The organism is Cellulomonas sp. S1-8 (genome assembly GCF_026184235.1).
Classification (GTDB): Bacteria; Actinomycetota; Actinomycetes; order Actinomycetales; family Cellulomonadaceae; genus Cellulomonas.
On sequence record NZ_CP110806.1, the window covers coordinates 818,872 to 837,113 of the forward strand.

The following is an 18,242-nucleotide window of genomic DNA, read 5'->3' on the forward strand; positions in this document are numbered from 1 at the left end:
TCACCCAGACGTGGCACGGGTCACCCGTCCACCACCCGGAGGATGGGCGGGCACACGTCCTGCCGACCGAGGGGTTGACCCACCAGTGAGCGCACGCACGGCCCGCCCGGCGTCGCCCCTCCGGTCCGAACGGTGGTGGGCCGCGCGCGCCGCCCTCCAGATGACGGCCTGCGCGGTGGCGGCCTCCGCGGTGGCCTTCCTGTGGCCCGCGAGCCTGGGCGGGTGCACGTCGATCGACGTCGTCCCTGCCGAGACGGCGGGTGCCGACGGCCACGCCGGCGACGTCGTCGTGACGCGCTGCGGGTCGCCCCATGTCGGCGACCGCGTCGTGCACCGCGGGCTCGGCGGGTCGTGGACCCTCGGCCAGGTGGTCGCGCGGAGCGCCGACGGCTGGCGGCTGCGCGGCGACGACGGCGTGGACCGGGCCGTCGCGGCGACCGATGCCGTCGTCGGCGTGGTCCGCCTGCAGCTCCCGACGCCGGCCGCTGCGGGTGTCCCCGTGAGCGGGGCGCCCGCCGTGGCGCCGGCGAAGGCGGGCGGGCACCGGGAGTGACCGACGTCACAGGGTGAGGGAACCGGATGTTCGGCCCCTACCCGGGGCAAGGTCCACGGCCCAGGGGTTGCCACGCCGCCGATCCGCGGCATGATGGCGACAGCGAACTGAACGTTCGTCCAGGGCGAGGACCGGGTGCGAACCCGCCGACGCCCGTCAGGGACACCGTGGCGCGCTCGACGCGCCCCCCGTGGTCCGGTCCCTGATCGCACCACCCCGGACTCCGGTGGCGCTGCGCCCCCCCGCGGCGCCACCGGACACCGCGCCCCGCGGCCGTGCACATCCCGGCCCCGACCGTCCCGGCCTCGTCCCGGCCCCCGACGAAGCACAGACGTCGGGCGCGTCACAGGATGAAGAAGCCCGACAATCACGTCCCCGCAGGACGAAGGCGACGTGCTGCGATCGCCGGATCGCCGCATCGGGGGGAGGGTCGAGGGAGTCGTCCTGGACGGCTGTCCAGGAATCGTCCGTGGCCCCCGCCGCCGGACGCACGACTCCGCTGTCGGACAGCACCGGGATCGCGACAGGCCGACGCCGGGATGGCGTCGACACAGGGCGCACCCGCCCCGTCACCCACCGACCGTCACGGCGTCCACCCGACGCCAGCGAGGAGCACACCCATGACCGAGCTCACCACCACCGCACCCGTGCAGGACGACAAGCGTCGTCGTCGGGGCGGGGTCTTCCTGCGCTTCGGCCTGGCCGGCATCGCCGTGCTCGGCATCGGTGCCGCGGCGACGAGCGCCGCGTGGACCGACCAGGCCTGGTTCGCCGGCAGCGCGAGCGCGGTGACGGTGGAGCTGCAGGGCAGCGTCGACGGCACCACGTGGATCGACGCCGACACCTCGGCGGCCGGCATCGCCGTCGCGATCCCGGAGTCCACCTTCGCCGGCCTCAACCAGGGCGCGGACCGGACCTACACGCTGAACCTGAAGAACAGCGGCAGCACGCCGCTGACGCTGGGCACCGCCACGGTCACCACGGACAGCGGCACGACGACCAGCATCTTCGCCGGTACCACGCCGGCCACCGCGGCCGTCACGGGACCCGTCGCGACCACGCTCGCCGCGGGCGCGACCACCACCGCGACGCTGCGGGTCACCACGCCGGCCGCCTGGCCCGCCACGTACCAGGGCAAGACCGGCTCGCTCACCGTCATGTTCAGCGGCCAGTCCTGATCCACAGCGGTACCCGGGTGGCGCCGCCGCGCGGCGCCACCCCTGTCCGGGAGGTGAGTCGTCGTGCGTGCACTGCGGACCGCAGCTGACGTCCTCGTCTGGGCCCTCGCGGTCCTCGGCGTCCTCAGCGTGGGCCTGTGGGCCGCCGGCTCGGCCGGTCTCGTCGCGCCGCTCGTGGTGGTCTCCGGGTCCATGGAGCCGGGCATCATGACCGGCGACCTGCTGCTCGACACCCCGGTGCCCGTCGCCGACGTCGAGGTGGGAGACGTGCTGTCGCTGCCGAACCCCGTCACCGGGACGCTCGTCACGCACCGCGTGATCGACGTCGCCCAGCAGGACGACGGCGCCTGGCACGTGTGGATGCAGGGCGACGCGAACGACAGCGCCGACAGCGGCGCGTACGTCGTCACCGACGCCACGGTCCTGAGCCCACGCTGGCAGGTCGCCCGCGCGGGCGACCTGCTCGTCCGACTCACCACGCCGGGCACCGCGGTCCCGCTGATGGTGGCGCTCGTCGCGCTGCTCGCCCTGAGTCAGCTCCCGCGCACGCCGAGCCCTGCCTCGGTGCCGCGGCACGGCGCCACGGCACCGGACGCCGTCGCCGACCCGAGCCCCGACCGCCAGAAGGGGCTCACCACGGCACACGGACCCGTGTCATGACCCGCATGCACCTGAGCACGCGCCTGCTCGTCGCAGCCGTCGGGCTCCTGGCCGTCCTCCTCGCCCTCGGTGCGACGACCTCGCGCACCGCAGCCGCCTGGACGGACCGCGCGGCGTTCACGGCGCGCGCGACCGCCGCGACCTGGGTCGTCGGCCCCGTCCAGAAGTGCGAGGTGGTGACGACCGGGGCGCAGCCGCAGGTCGTCTCCGCCTGCACCGTCACCTCCGTGCAGGCGACGAACCAGTGGGGGAGCGCAGGGCCGGACGGCTACGTCACCGGCGGCGGGCTGCAGTTCCAGGTCGCGACCAGCGGGTACACCCCCGCGGCCGGGCGCCAGGCACGCATCACGGTCGACCTGACGCGGATCACCGGGACCACCAGCCGCTGGAACTGGGCGGCGGGCTCCGTGGTCACGTACAACGGCGTGGTGAGCGCGTGGGCGCCGCCGTTCGTCACGTTCACGACGTACGAGTACAACGCCTCGCCGTTCGGGGCCCAGTTCAACGCCCCCTGACCCTCAGGCGACCGGCGTCGGGTCCGGTCGCTTCGGCCCCCGCCGGTCACCCGACGACTGCCGCCGCAGCCGCCGCGTCGCCCACGGGTAGGCGTGCTCCCGCAGCCACCGCGCGTTCGCCCGGGCCTGCTCCATGGTCGGCACCGGGGGCAGCGGGGCGAGCGGGTCGTCCCAGTCGGTGCGGTCGGGGGGTAGCCCCAGCGCGACCAGCGCGGCCTGCGCGACGCGCGTGTGCCCCTGCGTCGTCAGGTGGATGCGGTCCTCGGACCACATGCGCCAGTCGACGAGGCTCCGCATGCCCCACGGGTCCAGCACGAAGGCGCCCTGCCGGCGCGCGATCGACCAGACGTGCGCGCTGTACACGCCGACCCGCGCGCGCGTCGTGCGCACCAGCGGGCTCTTGCGGGCGTCGAACCCGGTGCCGAGCAGCACGTCGACTCCCCGGGCCCGCACGGCGGCCACGACCCGCTCGAGGTCGGCGGCGACCCGGTCGACGTCGACCGACGGACGCAGGATGTCGTTGCCCCCGCCGATGATGCTCACGAGGTCCGGCTCGAGCGCCAGCGCCGCGGGCACCTGCTCGGTGAGGATCGGGCGCATGAGCCGGCCGCGCACCGCGAGGTTCGCGTACTCCAGCGGGGCCAGCCCGGCCGCGGTCCGCCGCTGCGACAGGTGCGACGCGAGCTGGTCCGCCCAGCCCCGCAGCGGCGCGTCCACGCCGTCGGGCGCGTCCCACAGCCCCTCGCTGAACGAGTCCCCGCACGCGACGTACCGCGTCCACCGCGGAGGGTCGGCGGGCAGGTCGGCGGTGGCGGGCGTCATCCCCCCATCATGCGACGCCCCGGTCACGGCAGGCGCCAGTCGACGGGGTCCGCGCCCTGCTCGCGCAGCAGCGCGTCGACCTGGGAGAACGGCCGCGACCCGAAGAACCCGCGCGACGCCGACAGCGGGCTGGGGTGCGCGCTGGCGACGACCGGCACGTCCCCGAGCGCCGGGCGAAGGGACTGCGCGTCGCGTCCCCACAGCACCGCGACCAGCGGGCCTCCCCGCTCCACCAGGGCCATGATCGCCCGGTCGGTGACCTGCTCCCAGCCCTTCCCGCGGTGCGACGCGGGCGCACCGGGACGCACCGTGAGCACGCGGTTGAGCATCATGACGCCCTGGTCGGCCCACGGGGTCAGGTCCCCGGACGTGGGCCGCGGCACCCCGACGTCCTCGACGAGCTCGCGGAAGATGTTGTCCAGGGAGCGGGGCAGGGGCCGCACGTCCGCCTGCACCGAGAACGACAGGCCCATCGGGTGCCCCGGCGTGGGGTAGGGGTCCTGGCCGACGACGAGCACGCGGACGTCGGCGAGCGGGCGGTGGAACGCCCGCAGGATCGCGTCGGATGCGGGCAGGTACTGCCGACCGGCGGCCACCTCCTCCCGCAGGAACTGCCCGGCGGCGCGCAGCGCGCCCTCCGCGGGCGCCAGGGCGCGCGCCCAGTCCGGCGCGACGAGCGAGTCCAGGGGAGCGGTCACGTCGTCGGAGGCTACCCGCGCCAGGGGTGGCGCGGCACGGGTCCGGACGGATCCAGGTGTCCCCCGCGCGCGCGAATGACACCCGTGTGGTTCGCCCCGTACGATGCCGGGCGGAGCCAGACGACGCACGACGCGCGAGGAGGAGGAGCCATGGACGGCACGGCCACCCACATGGTCGCGGACGACCTGCGCGACGACGAGCGCGGCACCGACGGCCTGAGCGAGCGTGACCAGCAGGTCCTCGCCTTCGAGCGCCAGTGGTGGAAGTACGCGGGCGCCAAGGAGCAGGCGGTGCGCGAGCTGTTCGACATGTCGGCCACGCGCTACTACCAGCTCCTCAACGCCCTCATCGACGACCCGGCGGCGCTCGCGGCCGACCCCATGCTCGTCAAGCGGCTCCGCCGGATGCGGTCGTCCCGCCAGCGGGCCCGCACCGCACGCCGCCTGGGCGCCGAGGCCTGAGCCCGCCGTGCGCGTCGCGTCCACGTCAGCCCGGGCCCGACACCCGGCCGCAGGCGGGGCTCACCCGGCCCGGCGCCGCGAGCAGCTAGCCTTGCGGCCGTGAGCAAGGGCGACTACCCCTACCCCGAGGACGAGTTCGACGCGATCGCACCCGACGCGCCGACCGGAGTCCACCGTGCACCCCGGTCCGCGTGGAGCCGGTGGTGGCCGTTCGTCGTCGTGCTCGTCGTCGTGCCGGTGCTCGCGTACGGCGCCGTGGCGTACCTCTCCCGCACCGGTGACCTCCCGCTGCCGGGGGGCTCGTCGCAGGAGCAGACCGCCGACGCCGGCGACGGTGCCACCGAGGGCGAGGGCGACGCCGCTGCCGAGGGTGAGGGTGAGGGCGCGACCGAGGGCGAGGGCACCGTCGAGGAGCCGCCGCCGCCGGCACCGGAGCCCGTGCTCACGACGCCGGTCGCCGTGCTCAACGGCGCGCGCGTGTCCGGGCTCGCCGGACGTGTCGCGGACGAGCTCACCGCCGCCGGGTTCACCGACGTGTCGCCGGACAACGCGACCGACGACCTCCCCGCCACGTCGACCGTCTACGTGGCGTCGGAGGACCTGCGCCCCACGGCCGAGCTCGTCGCCGCCACCGTGAACGTCCCGACGATCGAGGTGTCGCCGGAGCGCGCGGGCACCGGGATCGCCGTCGTCCTCGTCACCGACCCGGACGCCTGACCCCCGTCGAGCCCGGGCCGGGCCTGCCGGCCCGACCACCTGCGCAGACCCTGGTCGCGCGACCACGTCCGCCACTAGGCTCCACGCACCGGGGCGACGGCGGAGCGACCCGGTCCCCAGGACCTCGAGGAGCGCGGCATGGCTCAGGGCACGGTCAAGTGGTTCAACGCGGAGAAGGGCTACGGCTTCATCACCCCCGACGGTGGTGGCCAGGACCTGTTCGTGCACTTCAGCGCCATCCAGGTCGACGGCTACCGCTCCCTGGAGGAGGGTCAGGCCGTCGAGTTCGAGGTCGGCCAGGGCACCAAGGGTCCGCAGGCCGAGACGGTCCGACCCGCCTGACGCCTCCCGCCGGCTCCGCCTGACGCGTCCCGACGGGCCGGCGGGCGGTCGGGACGCGTGGCGGCGTCAGCTCGTCGCGTCCAACGCGTCGATCGCGAGCAGCACGCACGCCGCGCTCCACCCGAGCGGCGCGACGGCCGCGGGTGCGCCGTCCGCGAGGAGCTTCTCCGGGATCGCCCCGGACGGCGTGCGGTGCGCCCCCACGACGTCGAGCCAGCGCATGGCCGTGCCCGCGTCGCCCTGCTCGGCCGCGACCCACGCGTACAGCGTCGTCTGCGGCGTCCACGACACGCCGTCGCGCCGCCAGCCGCCCCCGGGCGCCAGCCCTGCGGCCGGTCGCAGCATCGACGGCACCGAGGCGAGCCACGCCGCGACGCCGCCGTGCGGTGCCTGTGACCAGAACGGCGCGAGCACGAACGCGCTCGCGGCGTCCGGCACCGTGCGCGTCGCGTACCGGCCGTACCCGGTGGGCCCGAAGGCGTCGACGACCGCCTGCCGTGCGTCGGCCGCGCCCGCCGCGACCGTCGCCGCCCGCTCGGGGCGTCCCGCGGCGTCGAGCACGACGGCCGCCTGCTCCAGCCCCGCGACGAGCGGCGCCGCCGTCCCGAGCGTCACCTCGGACTCGGGGACCTCCCAGTAGTCCGGCGACGCAGGCGGCAGCCCGGCCGCGACGAGCCGCAGCGCGCGGTCGGCGGACCGCTCCACGAGGGGCGCGAGGCGCTGCGCGACCTCGACCCGCCGGGCGTCGTCCACCTCGGCGAGGACCAGGCCCGCCGCCCACATCGACCAGCCCGTCCCGTCGGTCTGCAGGCCACGGTCGTCGGGCGGGCCGGACCCGTCGGGCAGGTAGCGCGCCTCGAACGAGCCGTCGGGCTCCTGCACCCGCGCCAGGAAGTCCAGGACGGCGAGGGCGTCGTCGACGTGCCCCGTGCGCGCGAGCGCGACGGCGACGAACGCGGAGTCCCGCGGCCAGACGTAGCGCCACTTCGCCGACCAGCCGGCGACGACGACGCCGTCGGCCACCGTCAGGGAGTGCAGGTCCAGCAGGGCGGAGCGGGCGAGCTCCTCGTGCGGGCCGCCCGCACCCGGGACGTCGCCGGCGGCGAGCCAGGCGCGCTGCTCCGCGGCCGCGGCGGCTGCGGCCCGCGGGCCCAGGGCGGCGGTCGTCGTGGGCGTCGCGCCGACCGCCTCGGCGAGGACTGCCGCCGCCGGGTCCGGCACGCGGGTCCCGGGCAGGTAGACCGCCAGGGCCGCGGCGGGGACCTCGGCGCGGGCGCCGTCGGGCAGCACCGACACCGCCTGCTGGTACAGCGGGATCTGCGCGTGGGCCGTGTCGGACGTCACGCCGACGCCGGTCCCCACGCCGCCGGCGGCACCCGAGCCGGTGGGGTCGGTGCGTCCGGCGGCCGGCGCCGGCGGCGTGCCCGCGGCCGCGCCGACGGCCAGCAGCAGGGTCGCGACCAGCACGAGGGTGCCGCGGGCGCGGGTGCGCGGGACGCGGCTCACGACGGCGGCGTCGGGCACACCGGCACCCTAGGGCTTCGCGCACGGCGTAGGGGAGGACCCGTCTGCTGCTTGCACTCTCAGGGGTCGAGTGCTAACCATTGACTTAGCACTCTCCGGTGGAGAGTGACAGCATCAACCCGGCCGTCAGGTGAGGGTCGTCGCGCGCGGGACGTGAGCGTGCGCGGCGGTCCGTCCGTCGCGGGCACCGACCGGCCACCCACGAACCGGAAGAAGGATCACAGCCCCATGGCCAAGATCATCGCCTTCGACGAGGAGGCCCGGCGGAGCATGGAGCGCGGGCTCAACGTCCTCGCCGACACCGTCAAGGTCACACTCGGCCCGAAGGGCCGTAACGTCGTGCTCGACAAGAAGTGGGGCGCGCCGACGATCACCAACGACGGCGTGTCCATCGCCAAGGAGATCGACCTCGAGGACCCGTTCGAGCGCATCGGCGCCGAGCTGGTCAAGGAGGTCGCCAAGAAGACGGACGACGTCGCCGGTGACGGCACGACCACCGCCACCGTCCTGGCCCAGGCACTCGTGCGCGAGGGTCTGCGCAACGTCGCCGCCGGCGCGAACCCGATCGCCCTGAAGAAGGGCATCGAGAAGGCCGTCGAGGCCGTCACGGCCGAGCTCCTGGCGCAGGCCAAGGAGATCGAGACGAAGGAGGAGATCGCCGCCACGGCCGCCATCTCCGCCGGCGACCAGGCGATCGGCGACCTGATCGCCGAGGCGCTCGACAAGGTCGGCAAGGAAGGCGTCATCACCGTCGAGGAGTCCAACGCGCTCGGTCTCGAGCTCGAGCTCACCGAGGGCATGCGCTTCGACAAGGGCTTCCTGTCGGCGTACTTCGTGACGGACCCGGAGCGCCAGGAGGCGGTCCTCGAGGACGCCTACGTCCTGCTCGTCGAGTCCAAGGTCTCGAACGTCAAGGACCTGCTGCCGCTGCTGGAGAAGGTCATCCAGGCCGGCAAGCCGCTGCTCATCGTGGCCGAGGACGTCGAGTCCGAGGCGCTGGCGACGCTCGTCGTCAACCGCATCCGCGGCATCTTCAAGTCTATCGCCGTCAAGGCGCCGGGCTTCGGCGACCGCCGCAAGGCGATGCTGCAGGACATGGCCGTCCTCACCGGTGGCCAGGTCGTCTCCGAGACCGTCGGTCTCAAGCTCGACCAGGTCGGCCTCGAGGTCCTCGGCACGGCGCGCAAGATCGTCGTGACGAAGGACGAGACCACCATCGTCGAGGGTGGCGGCGAGGCCGGGCAGATCGCCGGTCGCGTCAACCAGATCCGCGCCGAGATCGACAACTCGGACTCGGACTACGACCGCGAGAAGCTCCAGGAGCGCCTCGCCAAGCTCGCCGGTGGCGTCGCCGTCATCAAGGCGGGCGCGGCGACCGAGGTCGAGCTCAAGGAGCGCAAGCACCGCATCGAGGACGCCGTTCGCAACGCGAAGGCGGCCGTCGAGGAGGGCATCGTCGCCGGTGGCGGCGTCGCGCTCATCCAGGCGGGCAAGATCGCGTTCGAGAAGCTCCAGCTCGAGGGCGAGGAGGCGACCGGCGCCAACATCGTGCGGCTCGCGATCGAGGCCCCGCTCAAGCAGATCGCCATCAACGCCGGCCTCGAGGGCGGCGTCGTGGCGGAGAAGGTCCGCAACCTCCCCGCCGGGCACGGCCTCAACGCCGCGACCAGCGTGTACGAGGACCTGCTGGCCGCGGGCGTCAACGACCCGGTGAAGGTCACGCGCTCGGCGCTGCAGAACGCTGCGTCGATCGCCGCCCTGTTCCTCACCACGGAGGCCGTCGTGGCCGACAAGCCCGAGAAGTCGGCTCCGGCCGGCGGTGGCGGCGGCGACGACTTCGGCGGCGGTTTCTGATCCGCTAGCAGTCGCAGCACGAACGGACCGACGGCCGGTCACCCCGCAGGGGGTGGCCGGCCGTCGGCGTCCTCACCCGGGGTGAAAGGCTTCGTCGTCCTGTTCCCGGCGTCGCGCCCCCGGTAGCGTCCGCCGGACCGACGACGTCAAGGGGGACGTGATGCGTGCACGCACGACGAGGACGATCAGCCGCACGGCAGCAGCGGTGGCCACCGCCGGCATGGTGGCGGTGATGATCGCCGGGGCGCCGGCGTCCGCGCAGGTCACACCCGAGCCCGGCCCCACGATCGGTCCGATCCTGCCCGGGCCGACCCTCGGGTGGCGCGTCGCGCTGCGGGACACGTGGACGTCGCCCACCTGGGCGCAGCGCGCCGGCCGGACGACCGTCACGGTGCACCTCGACTGCGGGGGCGCGATCGGCATCCGGCTGCCGCAGTACTACGTCAAGGTCGTCGCGGAGGGCCGGATCGAGCCCGCGGTCATGCCGCGTCCGGTGCCCTGCGGCGTGACCCACACCTTCACGGGCAACCAGCCCGCCGGCAAGTACCACCTGTTCCTGGCGAAGGCGACGTCCGACGCCGCGACCCTGGTCGGCAAGGCCGCGGTGCAGACGCCCTGACCGCGGGTCAGCGCGGCGGGACGTCCGTCGCGGGCGGTGCGCCCGGGGCCGGGGGCGGCTCGTACGGCGGCACGGGGGGCGCCGTGTCGTACGGGGACGGCGCGGGCGTCGGGTGCTCGGGCGTGCCGTACGCGGGTGCGCCGTAGGCAGGCGCGCCGTACGCGGGCGCGGCCGGTGCGCCGTACCCGTAGCTGTCGTAGGCGGGGGCGCCGTAGCCGGGTGCGCTGCCGTCGTACGGCATGCCCGTCAGCTGCGCGAGCCGGGCCTCCGCCTCCCGGACGCGGCGCTCGATCGGCCACTCCATGAACACGAACATGATGACGAAGACCAGGTTCGCCACCGGGACCAGGACGAGCAGGCCGTGCCACAGCGTCCACCCGGCCTTCTTGGCGACGCGCATGTACATGTAGACGGCGAAGGCGATGAACGCGATGTACAGCATCACCGCGATGGTGACGCCGATGGCCTCGCCGACGCCGTTGGACGTGGACGACGAGTAGGGGCTGAGCAGCATGGGTCCTCGATCGGTGGGTGCGGTGGTCAACGCGTCTGACGGTACGACGCGAGGAAGTTGCCCATGCGCTCGACGGCCTCGCCCAGGACGCGTGCCTCGGGGAGGGTCACGATGCGCAGGTGGTCGGGCGTCGGCCAGTTGAACCCGGTGCCCTGCACCAGCAGGATCTGCTCGCTGACCAGCAGGTCGTAGACGAGCTGGGAGTCGTCGACGATGCCGAACAGCTCGGTGTCCAGGCGGGGGAACAGGTACAGCGCACCGTCGGGCTTCACGCACGAGACGCCGGGGATCGAGTTGAGGCCCTCCCAGGCGACCTGCCGCTGCTCGTGCAGCCGCCCGCCGGGGGCGATGAGCGCGTCGATGGACTGCACGCCGCCGAGGGCGGCCTGGATCGCGTGCTGCGCGGGCACGTTGGGGCACAGCCGCGTCGACGCGAGCAGCGTCATCCCCTCGAGGAAGCCCTTCGCGTGCGCCTGCGGACCGGTCATGACGACCCACCCCGCGCGGTACCCGGCGACGCGGTACGTCTTGGACAGCCCGTTGAACGTCAGGCACAGCATGTCCGGGGCGACGCTCGCCATGGGGATGTGCAGCGCGCCGTCGTACAGGATCCGGTCGTAGATCTCGTCGGCGAGGATCAGCAGGCTGTGCTCGCGGGCGATGTCGGCGATCTGCTCCAGCACCTCGCGCCGGTACACCGCGCCCGTCGGGTTGTTGGGGTTGATGACGACGATCGCCTTGGTCCGCGGCGTGATCTGCTCGCGGATGTGCTCGATGTCCGGCTCCCAGCCGTTCGACTCGTCGCACCGGTAGTGCACCGGCTTGCCGTCGGACAGGCTCGTCATGGCCGTCCACAGCGGGTAGTCGGGGGAGGGGATGAGGACCTCGTCGCCCTCGTCGAGCAGCGCCTGCAGCGTCATGGTGATGAGCTCGGAGACGCCGTTGCCGAGGTACACGTCGTCGACGTCGAACAGCGGGAACCCGGCGACCGTCTCGTAGCGCGTGACGATCGCGCGGCGCGCGGGCAGGATGCCGCGCGACTCGGTGTACCCGTGCGCGTGCGGCACGGCGGCGATGACGTCGGCGACGATCTGGTGCGGGGCGTCGAACCCGAACGCGGCGGGGTTGCCCGTGTTGAGCTTGAGGACCCGTCGGCCCTCGGCCTCCATGCGTGCAGCCTCGTCCAGGGCCTTGCCACGGATCTCGTAGAGCACTCCCTTGAGCTTGGCGGACTGGTCGAGCGGGCGCAGCGGCATGGTCGGAGCGTATCGCCGCGCACCCGCCGGGCGGTGCGGCCATTTCGCAGGAGGTGGCCTGGTCGGCGTCCGGCCCGGGTGACGTGCGCCGCCGTCGGACTGCGTCCACGGACCGGGACGTGGCCTCGTCGAGACCGGTCCAGGTCGTCTTCCGGCTGCCCGGAAGACGACTCAGCCCGGTCTCGACGGGGCCACGTCCCGGGATGCGGACGCGGGTGGGGCGATGCCCGGAGCAGTGGCTCGTGCCGCCGCGGCGACGCGGGCGAGCGTGACCGCCGCGGCGAGATCTCCTGCGTGGGCGTGGTCGCCGAACGTGCGGACCAGGGTGCCGGGGCGGTCCAGCTGCAGGAGGTCGGCGCCGGGCGGGGGGTCGGTGACCAGCCGGGCGCCGAGGAGCGTCACCGTGTCGAGGCACCGGGCACCGCCCAGCAGCGCCGGGTCCGCACGCGCCGCGGGGTCGATCGTGAGCGTCTCGACGAGCAGCGGCCGACCCGCCAGGTTCGCGCGCGTCGTCGTCGTCAACCGCCCGCCGGCCTCACCCGTCCGGCCCAGCACGAACGTCTCCCGCAGCACCGCTCGCGCCCCGTCGGCCAGGTCGAGCCCGGTGGTGCGGTGCACGTCGGCCCCGGTCGCGACGACGAACGGCAGTGCGTCCCACACCAGCAGCGCCCCCGCACCGAGCCGCACGTCCACCGTCCACGACGCGCACCCGCCCTGCATGTCGTACGCGACCGTGCCCGTGACCTCGACGACCTCGAGCGCGACGCCCTCGTCGACGTCGACCGTGATCCGCACGTCGTCGCCCGCCAGCAGCAGCGCCTGCGTCGCGACGAGGGCGACGCGCACCGTGCCGTCCTCGTCGGGCAGCCGTCGGCAGCCCAGCAGCCCGCCGACGAGGTCGACGCGGACGCGCCCGTCGGCGGCCCGCCGGACGGCGACCCGTGTCCCGCTCATGCTCGCGGCACCCTGCGTTCCTCTCGTTGCGCGCTGCGCCCTGCGCCCTGCGCCCTGCGCCCTGCGCCCGCGCTGCGAGCGGCTCGACCGGCTCAGACGGTCGGGCGCTCGTGCGCGAGGGCGTGGCGGTGCTCGTGCGGGTGGTCGTGGTCCTGGGACGGCCCGTGGCTGTGGACCGTGACCTGACCGTCCTCGTCGGCGTGGCTGTGCGGCGCCATCGGTCCGGGGTCGACGGGCGTGTGCCGGCCCTCGCGCACGGCCGACGTCATCGCCCGTACCCACGCGGTGAGCGCCTGGACCGACGACGCGTCGTGCTTGGACAGCCCGATGACGGGCCCGCCGTCGCGGGCCGCGGCGGCGTCCGCGAGCATGCGCTCCACGTCGACGTCGACGTACGGGGCGAGGTCCGTCTTGTTGACGACCAGCAGGTCCGCACGCGCGATGCCGGGGCCGCCCTTGCGGGCCACGTCCCCGCCGCCGGCGACGTCGAGGACGAAGATCTGCGCGTCGACCAGCGCGGGGGAGAACGTCGCGGTGAGGTTGTCACCGCCGGACTCCACGAGCACGAGGTCGAGCGGGCCGTGGTCGGCCTCGAGGTCCTCCACGGCGATGAGGTTGGGCGTGACGTCGTCGCGGATCGCGGTGTGCGGGCACGCGCCCGTCTCGACGGCGCGGATGCGGTCGATCTCCAGGACGCCCGCGGCGCGCAGGATCTGCGCGTCCTCGTCGGTGTAGATGTCGTTGGTGACGACGCCCATCTCGATCTCGTCGGCGAGCTCGCGGCACAGCAGCGCGATGAGCGACGTCTTGCCGGTGCCGACCGGGCCGGCGACCCCGAGCCGGAAGGCCCGGGCCGGGACGGTGGGCGCCGGGACGGTGGGGGTGACGGGCTCAGCCATGGAACAGCCTCCGGGTGGTGCGGGCGTGGGCCTGGGCCCACGCGTCGGACATCGGTGCGCCGGACGACGGGAGGTCGTCCGGCTCGGTCAGGTGGGCGACGGACCGCGCCATCGCGACGACCGCCGGGTGCAGGTCGAGCACCCACCGGGTCGTCGTCGCGGGGTCCAGGGGGGTGAGCTTGAGCGCGGCCGACGCGATCGTCTGCACGTCGTCGTAGCCGACGAGCAGCGCCACCTGCAGCGCGTCGAGGCCGGTGACCGCACCGATCGCCCCCGCGACGACGGGCCGCGGGGGTGCGGCGCCGGGCGCGAACGCACCGTCGAGGTCGTCGGGCCACAGCGCGAGCGCGAGCCGCAGGTACCCGCGTCCCAGGCGGCGGGTGGCGTCGCGAACCGCCGGGCTGGGCGTGCGGGCGGCCCACGCGTCCTCGACGGGCGACAGGTCGCGCCGGTCGAGCCACCGGTGCCGCGCCACGACGGCCGCCCCGGCCTCGGTCGCGGTGACCGTCCGCAGCCGCGTCGCCGCGAACGCGGGGATCCGCGCCGTGTCCTCCCCACCCCTCCTCCGCGAGAGAGCGATCCAGTCCGCTGCAGTGGAGCTGGATTGCTCTCTCGCGGGTGGGTGGGGGGAGCTGGATTGCTCTCTCGCGGGTGGGTGGGGGGCTGGATCGACCTCTCGCGGACGGGGTGGGGTGAGGAGGCCTGCCTGGACTGCCGGTTCGAGGCCGGCCGAGTGGGCGTGGGCGCCCGTGGGCAGGCGCGCGTCGGCGAGCATCGCCAGCACGAGCAGCGCACCCGCAGCGCCCCCTTCGGCGTCGCCCGTCACGTCCACCACCCTCACCACCTCCCATCTCAGCCGTGAGAACGAGGATTCCGGGCATCAGGTGCCCGGAATCCTCGCTCTCACGGGTCAGAACATCGAGTAGAGCTGGGCCAGGGGGAGGGTGTCCGCCGGGGTGGGTTGCACCACGTCGCCGTCGATGCGGATCGTGAACGTCTCCGGGTCGACCTCGATGCGCGGCAGCACGTCGTTGTTGACCATCTGCGCCTTGCCGACGTCGCGCGTCGGGCGGACGCCCAGCAGCCGGCGGCGCAGGCCGAGGCGGTCGGCCAGTCCGTCGTCGATCGCGGCCGGCGCGACGAACGACACCGAGTGGTCCGCGCCCGTCGCGTCGGCGAACGACGGCCGCATGAGCACCGGCTGCGGCGTCGGGATGGACGCGTTCGGGTCGCCCAGCGCAGCCCAGGCGATGGACCCGCCCTTGATGACGACGTCCGGGCGGACCGCGAAGAAGCGCGGGTCCCACAGGACGAGGTCGGCGAGCTTGCCGGCCTCGACGGACCCGACCTCGTGGTCGATGCCGTGCGCGACGGCCGGGTTGATCGTGTACTTCGCGACGTACCGGCGGGCGCGCTCGTTGTCCGCCGGCATCGCCGACGACAGCGGCCCGCGGCGGTGCTTCATGACGTGGGCGACCTGCCACGTGCGCATGATGACCTCGCCGATGCGGCCCATCGCCTGCGCGTCCGACGACGTGATCGACAGCGCGCCCATGTCGTGCAGGACGTCCTCGGCGGCGATCGTCGTCGCGCGGATCCGCGACTCGGCGAACGCGAGGTCCTCCGGCACCGACGGGTTGAGGTGGTGGCAGACCATGAGCATGTCGAGGTGCTCGGCCACGGTGTTGACGGTGTGGGGGAGCGTCGGGTTCGTCGAGCCGGGGATGACGTGCGGCAGCGAGGCGACCGTGAGGATGTCGGGGGCGTGCCCGCCGCCGGCGCCCTCGGCGTGGAACGCGTGGATGGAGCGGCCCGCGATCGCGCCGACCGTCGACTCGACGAACCCGGCCTCGTTGAGCGAGTCGGAGTGCAGCGCGACCTGCAGGCCCCAGTCGTCGGCGGCGCGCAGGGCGGCGTCGATCGCGGCGGGCGTGGACCCCCAGTCCTCGTGGACCTTGTACCCGCCGGCGCCGGCCAGGGCCTGCTCGGCCAGGCCCTCGGCGCTCACGGTGTTGCCCTTGCCGAAGAACAGCAGGTTCACCGGTGCGGTGTCGAGCGCGCGGTGCAGCGCGCGCAGGTGCCAGGCGCCGGGCGTCACGGTCGTCGCCTTCGACCCCTCCGACGGCCCGGTGCCGCCGCCCGCGAGCGTCGTCAGGCCCGTCGCGAGGGCCTCGTGCACCTGCGACGGCGACAGGAAGTGCACGTGGACGTCGATGCCGCCGGCGGTGAGGATGCGGCCCTCGCCGCTGATGACGTCGGTCGACGGGCCGATCCGCAGGTCGGGGTGGACGCCGTCGGCGACGTCGGGGTTGCCGGCGCGGCCGACGGCCACGATCCGGCCGTCGCGGATGCCGACGTCCGCCTTGACGACCCCCCACCAGTCGAGCACGAGCGCGTTCGTGATGACGGTGTCGGGTGCGCCCTCGGCGCGCGTCGTCGACCCCTGCGCCATGGACTCGCGGATCGACTTGCCGCCGCCGAACACGGCCTCCTCGCCGCCGACGGTGAGGTCGCGCTCCACCTCGATCCACAGGTCGGTGTCGCCCAGGCGCACCTGGTCACCCGTCGTCGGGCCGTACAGCGCGGCGTACCGCGCACGCGAGATCTCGACCATCTAGAGCGCACCCCCGTCGGCCTTGCCGCGCTGGATGCCGGGCACCCGGCGCTCGCCGCGGATCGCGACGGCGTCGACGGACCGCGACGCGCCCGGTTCGAAACGCTGCGACGTGCCCGACGGCACGTCGAGGCGGAAGCCGTGCGCGGCGGCGCGGTCGAACGCGAGCGCCGCGTTCGCGTCGGGCAGGTGCAGGTGGGAGCCGATCTGCACCGGCCGGTCGCCGGTGTTCTCGACGACGAGCGTGAGCCGCTCGTGCGGCGCGCGGTCGCCGTTCAGCACGACGGTCCCCTCCCGCGTGCGCACGGCGCCGGGCCCCTCACCAGACGTGCCTGCCATGGATGTCCTCCGGGTGGTCGGGGTGGTGAGACAGAGGAATCCGGGCCTCCGATGCCCGGATTCCTCTGTCTCACGAGATGGGGTGGTGGAGTGTGACGAGCTTGCGGCCGTCAGGGAACGTCGCCTCTACCTGGACGTCGGCGAGCATCTCGGGGACGCCTTCCATGACCTGGTCCCGACTCAGCACCGACCGGCCGTCCGTCATGAGCTGGGCGACCCCCACCCCGTCGCGGGCGCGCTCGACGACCCAGGTGCTCAGCAGCGCGACGGCCTCGGGGTGGTTGAGCCGCACGCCGCGGGCGAGCCGGTCGCGCGCGACCATGCCGGCGACGGCCAGCAGCAGCTTCTCGGTGTCGGCGGGGGTGAGCCTCATGGACGGCACCCTACGGCCGTCCGGACCGTCTGTATCCGCATCTGTATACAGCCGAAACCGGATGTTTACATGGCGAGTGGTCCCGCACGGGGGGCCTCAGATGCCCCAAGGACCCGCCGCGGGGTTCACCACCAGATGAAGTCGTCGTAGCAGACCACGGTCTCGGTGGCGACGACGAGCTCCTCGACATGGCGTCGGATTTCGTCGAGGGTGGCATCCGTGGGTACCTCGACGCCGTTCTCCTCGAGGCACGCAAGGACCTGCGGCAGGTCACGACGCATCCGCGCGTCGCGCGCTGCGCCGACCACGGCGTCGTCCTGGTAGGCGGCGGCCGCCCAGTAGCTGTACCGGTCGATGCACGCGTCGCCCATGGCCTGGACCTCGTCGAGCGTCTTGCCCGGCATCTCGGCGGCCCAGCTGTAGGAGGGCAGCGGGAGACCGACCCCGAGCTCGGTCGGCTCGTTCTCGATGTAGTCGATCCCGGCCTCGGTGAAGCAGTCGAACGTGAGCCGCGTCAGCTCCGCCAGGTCCTCGTACTGGACGGTCCCGTCGGCGACGGACCGTTCGAGGACCTCGACCTGCTCGGGACCGGCCCGACCGGACCCGACCGCTTCGTCGAGGTATACGGCCAGCGTCGCCCCTGCTCCAGACGTCACGGGGGTTGCCGAGGGCGCATCGGGCCCCGCACACGCTACGGCGGCGGTGCCGGCCACGGCGACGAGCACCCCGACCAGCACCAGCCGCCGGAGCGTCACCAAAGATCCCAGGTCGAGGTCGAGAGGCGGTGCTGCGACATCGCGAGCTCCGCCGCGGTCGGGGACGTCGACGTGCCCCACGCGGTCCAGTGCAGCCCCCCGCCGGTGACGTGCCGGTGGCGGACGCCTCGCGTGCACGAGCCGCTGTCCAGGCGCGTCGTCGCGAAGTCGACCGCCGCGTAGTTGGTGAACGTGGCCGAGCACGACGGGATCGTCGCCGTCATGGAACCGGCGTATGCGGGAGGTGCGAAAAGTGGTACGGCGAGAACGGCTACGGCGACGAACGAGAACACCCTGGTGCGTCTGCGCATGGTGACCCCCTGCCCGGTGCCCAGGGCCCCTGCACCCGGGCGATTGCCGGGAGCGTATCGGTGCCGCCTCGGCTCCCGCAATCACGCCGCCCGTACGGGCGCGGAATGGCCCGAAGCGCTCGTGAAGACCCGCCACGCTTCTGCTATGTTTTCTCGACCATTGCATGAAAGGGGCGCGAGGGTGGGGTGGCGGTCAGCGGGGGCACCGGCGTTCCTGGCCGCGGTGCTCGTAGTTCCGGCGATTGCGGCGGCGACGTTCGTGGTGGCCCAGGACCGGTCTCCC

22 protein-coding genes are annotated in these 18,242 nt (G+C 74.0%); 9 read left to right on the forward strand and 13 right to left on the reverse strand.

The genetic code is table 11. The annotated features are described in order from the left end of the window. Positions 1 to 85 precede the first annotated feature (85 nt). The 4 genes from OKX07_RS03755 (at position 86) to OKX07_RS03770 (ending at position 2,906) form a co-directional block, all read left to right on the forward strand. The gene (locus OKX07_RS03755; protein WP_265630521.1) at positions 86 to 553 is read left to right on the forward strand and encodes a hypothetical protein; all 468 of its coding nucleotides are present in this window, start codon (positions 86 to 88) and stop codon (positions 551 to 553) included. A gap of 620 nt (positions 554 to 1,173) precedes the next feature. Further along, positions 1,174 to 1,731: a hypothetical protein gene (locus tag OKX07_RS03760; protein ID WP_265630522.1), complete on the forward strand. Its 558-nt coding sequence runs from the start codon at positions 1,174 to 1,176 to the stop codon at positions 1,729 to 1,731. 63 nt (positions 1,732 to 1,794) lie between these two features. After that, positions 1,795 to 2,391: a signal peptidase I gene (locus tag OKX07_RS03765; RefSeq protein WP_265630523.1), complete on the forward strand. Its 597-nt coding sequence runs from the start codon at positions 1,795 to 1,797 to the stop codon at positions 2,389 to 2,391. Then, on the forward strand, positions 2,388 to 2,906 hold the full coding sequence (locus OKX07_RS03770) for a hypothetical protein (RefSeq protein WP_265630524.1): 519 nt from the start codon (positions 2,388 to 2,390) through the stop codon (positions 2,904 to 2,906). The genes OKX07_RS03765 and OKX07_RS03770 overlap by 4 nt, the downstream gene beginning before the upstream one ends. 3 nt (positions 2,907 to 2,909) lie before the next feature. Here the strand turns inward: OKX07_RS03770 and OKX07_RS03775 are convergent, their stop codons facing one another. Next, entirely contained in the window at positions 2,910 to 3,728 is an 819-nt protein-coding gene (locus OKX07_RS03775) for an SGNH/GDSL hydrolase family protein (RefSeq protein ID WP_265630525.1), read from the reverse strand. Positions 3,729 to 3,751: 23 nt separating this feature from the next. Then, a complete protein-coding gene (locus OKX07_RS03780; RefSeq protein ID WP_265630526.1) occupies positions 3,752 to 4,426 on the reverse strand; it encodes a uracil-DNA glycosylase in 675 nt (224 codons plus the stop codon). 150 nt (positions 4,427 to 4,576) lie between these two features. On the opposite strand from OKX07_RS03780, the gene OKX07_RS03785 reads away from it, so the two are divergent. From OKX07_RS03785 to OKX07_RS03795, 3 genes are all read left to right on the forward strand, one after another. Then, positions 4,577 to 4,888, forward strand: a complete 312-nt coding sequence (locus OKX07_RS03785; RefSeq protein WP_416220820.1) for a DUF3263 domain-containing protein — start codon at positions 4,577 to 4,579, stop codon at positions 4,886 to 4,888. Between the two features lie 99 nt (positions 4,889 to 4,987). Next, positions 4,988 to 5,605, forward strand: coding sequence for a LytR C-terminal domain-containing protein (locus OKX07_RS03790; protein ID WP_265630527.1), 618 nt, complete (start codon positions 4,988 to 4,990; stop codon positions 5,603 to 5,605). Positions 5,606 to 5,743: 138 nt separating this feature from the next. After that, a complete protein-coding gene (locus OKX07_RS03795; RefSeq protein WP_265630528.1) occupies positions 5,744 to 5,947 on the forward strand; it encodes a cold-shock protein in 204 nt (67 codons plus the stop codon). Positions 5,948 to 6,013: 66 nt separating this feature from the next. Here OKX07_RS03795 and OKX07_RS03800 read toward each other — a convergent pair whose 3' ends face one another. After that, the gene (locus tag OKX07_RS03800; protein WP_265630529.1) at positions 6,014 to 7,471 is read right to left on the reverse strand and encodes a glycoside hydrolase family 15; all 1,458 of its coding nucleotides are present in this window, start codon (positions 7,469 to 7,471) and stop codon (positions 6,014 to 6,016) included. Between the two features lie 228 nt (positions 7,472 to 7,699). Here OKX07_RS03800 and groL point away from each other — a divergent pair, with 228 nt between their 5' ends. Both groL and OKX07_RS03810 read left to right on the forward strand, forming a co-directional pair. After that, positions 7,700 to 9,325: a chaperonin GroEL gene (gene groL / locus OKX07_RS03805; RefSeq protein WP_265630530.1), complete on the forward strand. Its 1,626-nt coding sequence runs from the start codon at positions 7,700 to 7,702 to the stop codon at positions 9,323 to 9,325. Between the two features lie 160 nt (positions 9,326 to 9,485). After that, a complete protein-coding gene (locus OKX07_RS03810) occupies positions 9,486 to 9,944 on the forward strand; it encodes a hypothetical protein (RefSeq protein ID WP_265630531.1) in 459 nt (152 codons plus the stop codon). Between the two features lie 7 nt (positions 9,945 to 9,951). Here OKX07_RS03810 and OKX07_RS03815 read toward each other — a convergent pair whose 3' ends face one another. The 10 genes from OKX07_RS03815 to OKX07_RS03860 form a co-directional block, all read right to left on the reverse strand. Further along, a complete protein-coding gene (locus OKX07_RS03815) occupies positions 9,952 to 10,458 on the reverse strand; it encodes a hypothetical protein (RefSeq protein ID WP_265631984.1) in 507 nt (168 codons plus the stop codon). Positions 10,459 to 10,484: 26 nt separating this feature from the next. After that, complete coding sequence (locus OKX07_RS03820) at positions 10,485 to 11,714, reverse strand: pyridoxal phosphate-dependent aminotransferase (protein WP_322746822.1); 1,230 nt, start codon at positions 11,712 to 11,714, stop codon at positions 10,485 to 10,487. A gap of 171 nt (positions 11,715 to 11,885) precedes the next feature. After that, positions 11,886 to 12,668, reverse strand: coding sequence for an urease accessory protein UreD (locus OKX07_RS03825; protein WP_265630532.1), 783 nt, complete (start codon positions 12,666 to 12,668; stop codon positions 11,886 to 11,888). 92 nt (positions 12,669 to 12,760) lie between these two features. Further along, the gene (gene ureG, locus OKX07_RS03830) at positions 12,761 to 13,567 is read right to left on the reverse strand and encodes an urease accessory protein UreG (protein ID WP_265630533.1); all 807 of its coding nucleotides are present in this window, start codon (positions 13,565 to 13,567) and stop codon (positions 12,761 to 12,763) included. Beyond that, complete coding sequence (locus OKX07_RS03835) at positions 13,560 to 14,342, reverse strand: urease accessory protein UreF (protein WP_265631797.1); 783 nt, start codon at positions 14,340 to 14,342, stop codon at positions 13,560 to 13,562. The genes ureG and OKX07_RS03835 overlap by 8 nt, the downstream gene beginning before the upstream one ends. A 135-nt stretch (positions 14,343 to 14,477) precedes the next feature. After that, a complete protein-coding gene (locus OKX07_RS03840) occupies positions 14,478 to 16,181 on the reverse strand; it encodes an urease subunit alpha (RefSeq protein ID WP_265630534.1) in 1,704 nt (567 codons plus the stop codon). Beyond that, complete coding sequence (gene ureB / locus OKX07_RS03845; protein WP_265630535.1) at positions 16,182 to 16,520, reverse strand: urease subunit beta; 339 nt, start codon at positions 16,518 to 16,520, stop codon at positions 16,182 to 16,184. 70 nt (positions 16,521 to 16,590) lie between these two features. After that, positions 16,591 to 16,893 (reverse strand): urease subunit gamma, encoded by a 303-nt coding sequence (locus tag OKX07_RS03850; protein ID WP_265630536.1) that lies wholly within the window; start codon positions 16,891 to 16,893, stop codon positions 16,591 to 16,593. 125 nt (positions 16,894 to 17,018) lie between these two features. Further along, positions 17,019 to 17,549 carry a hypothetical protein gene (locus OKX07_RS03855; RefSeq protein ID WP_265630537.1) on the reverse strand — a complete coding sequence of 177 codons (531 nt, stop codon included), beginning with the start codon at positions 17,547 to 17,549 and terminating at the stop codon, positions 17,019 to 17,021. 95 nt (positions 17,550 to 17,644) lie between these two features. After that, positions 17,645 to 17,872 carry a hypothetical protein gene (locus tag OKX07_RS03860; RefSeq protein WP_265630538.1) on the reverse strand — a complete coding sequence of 76 codons (228 nt, stop codon included), beginning with the start codon at positions 17,870 to 17,872 and terminating at the stop codon, positions 17,645 to 17,647. Positions 17,873 to 18,242: the final 370 nt, after the last annotated feature.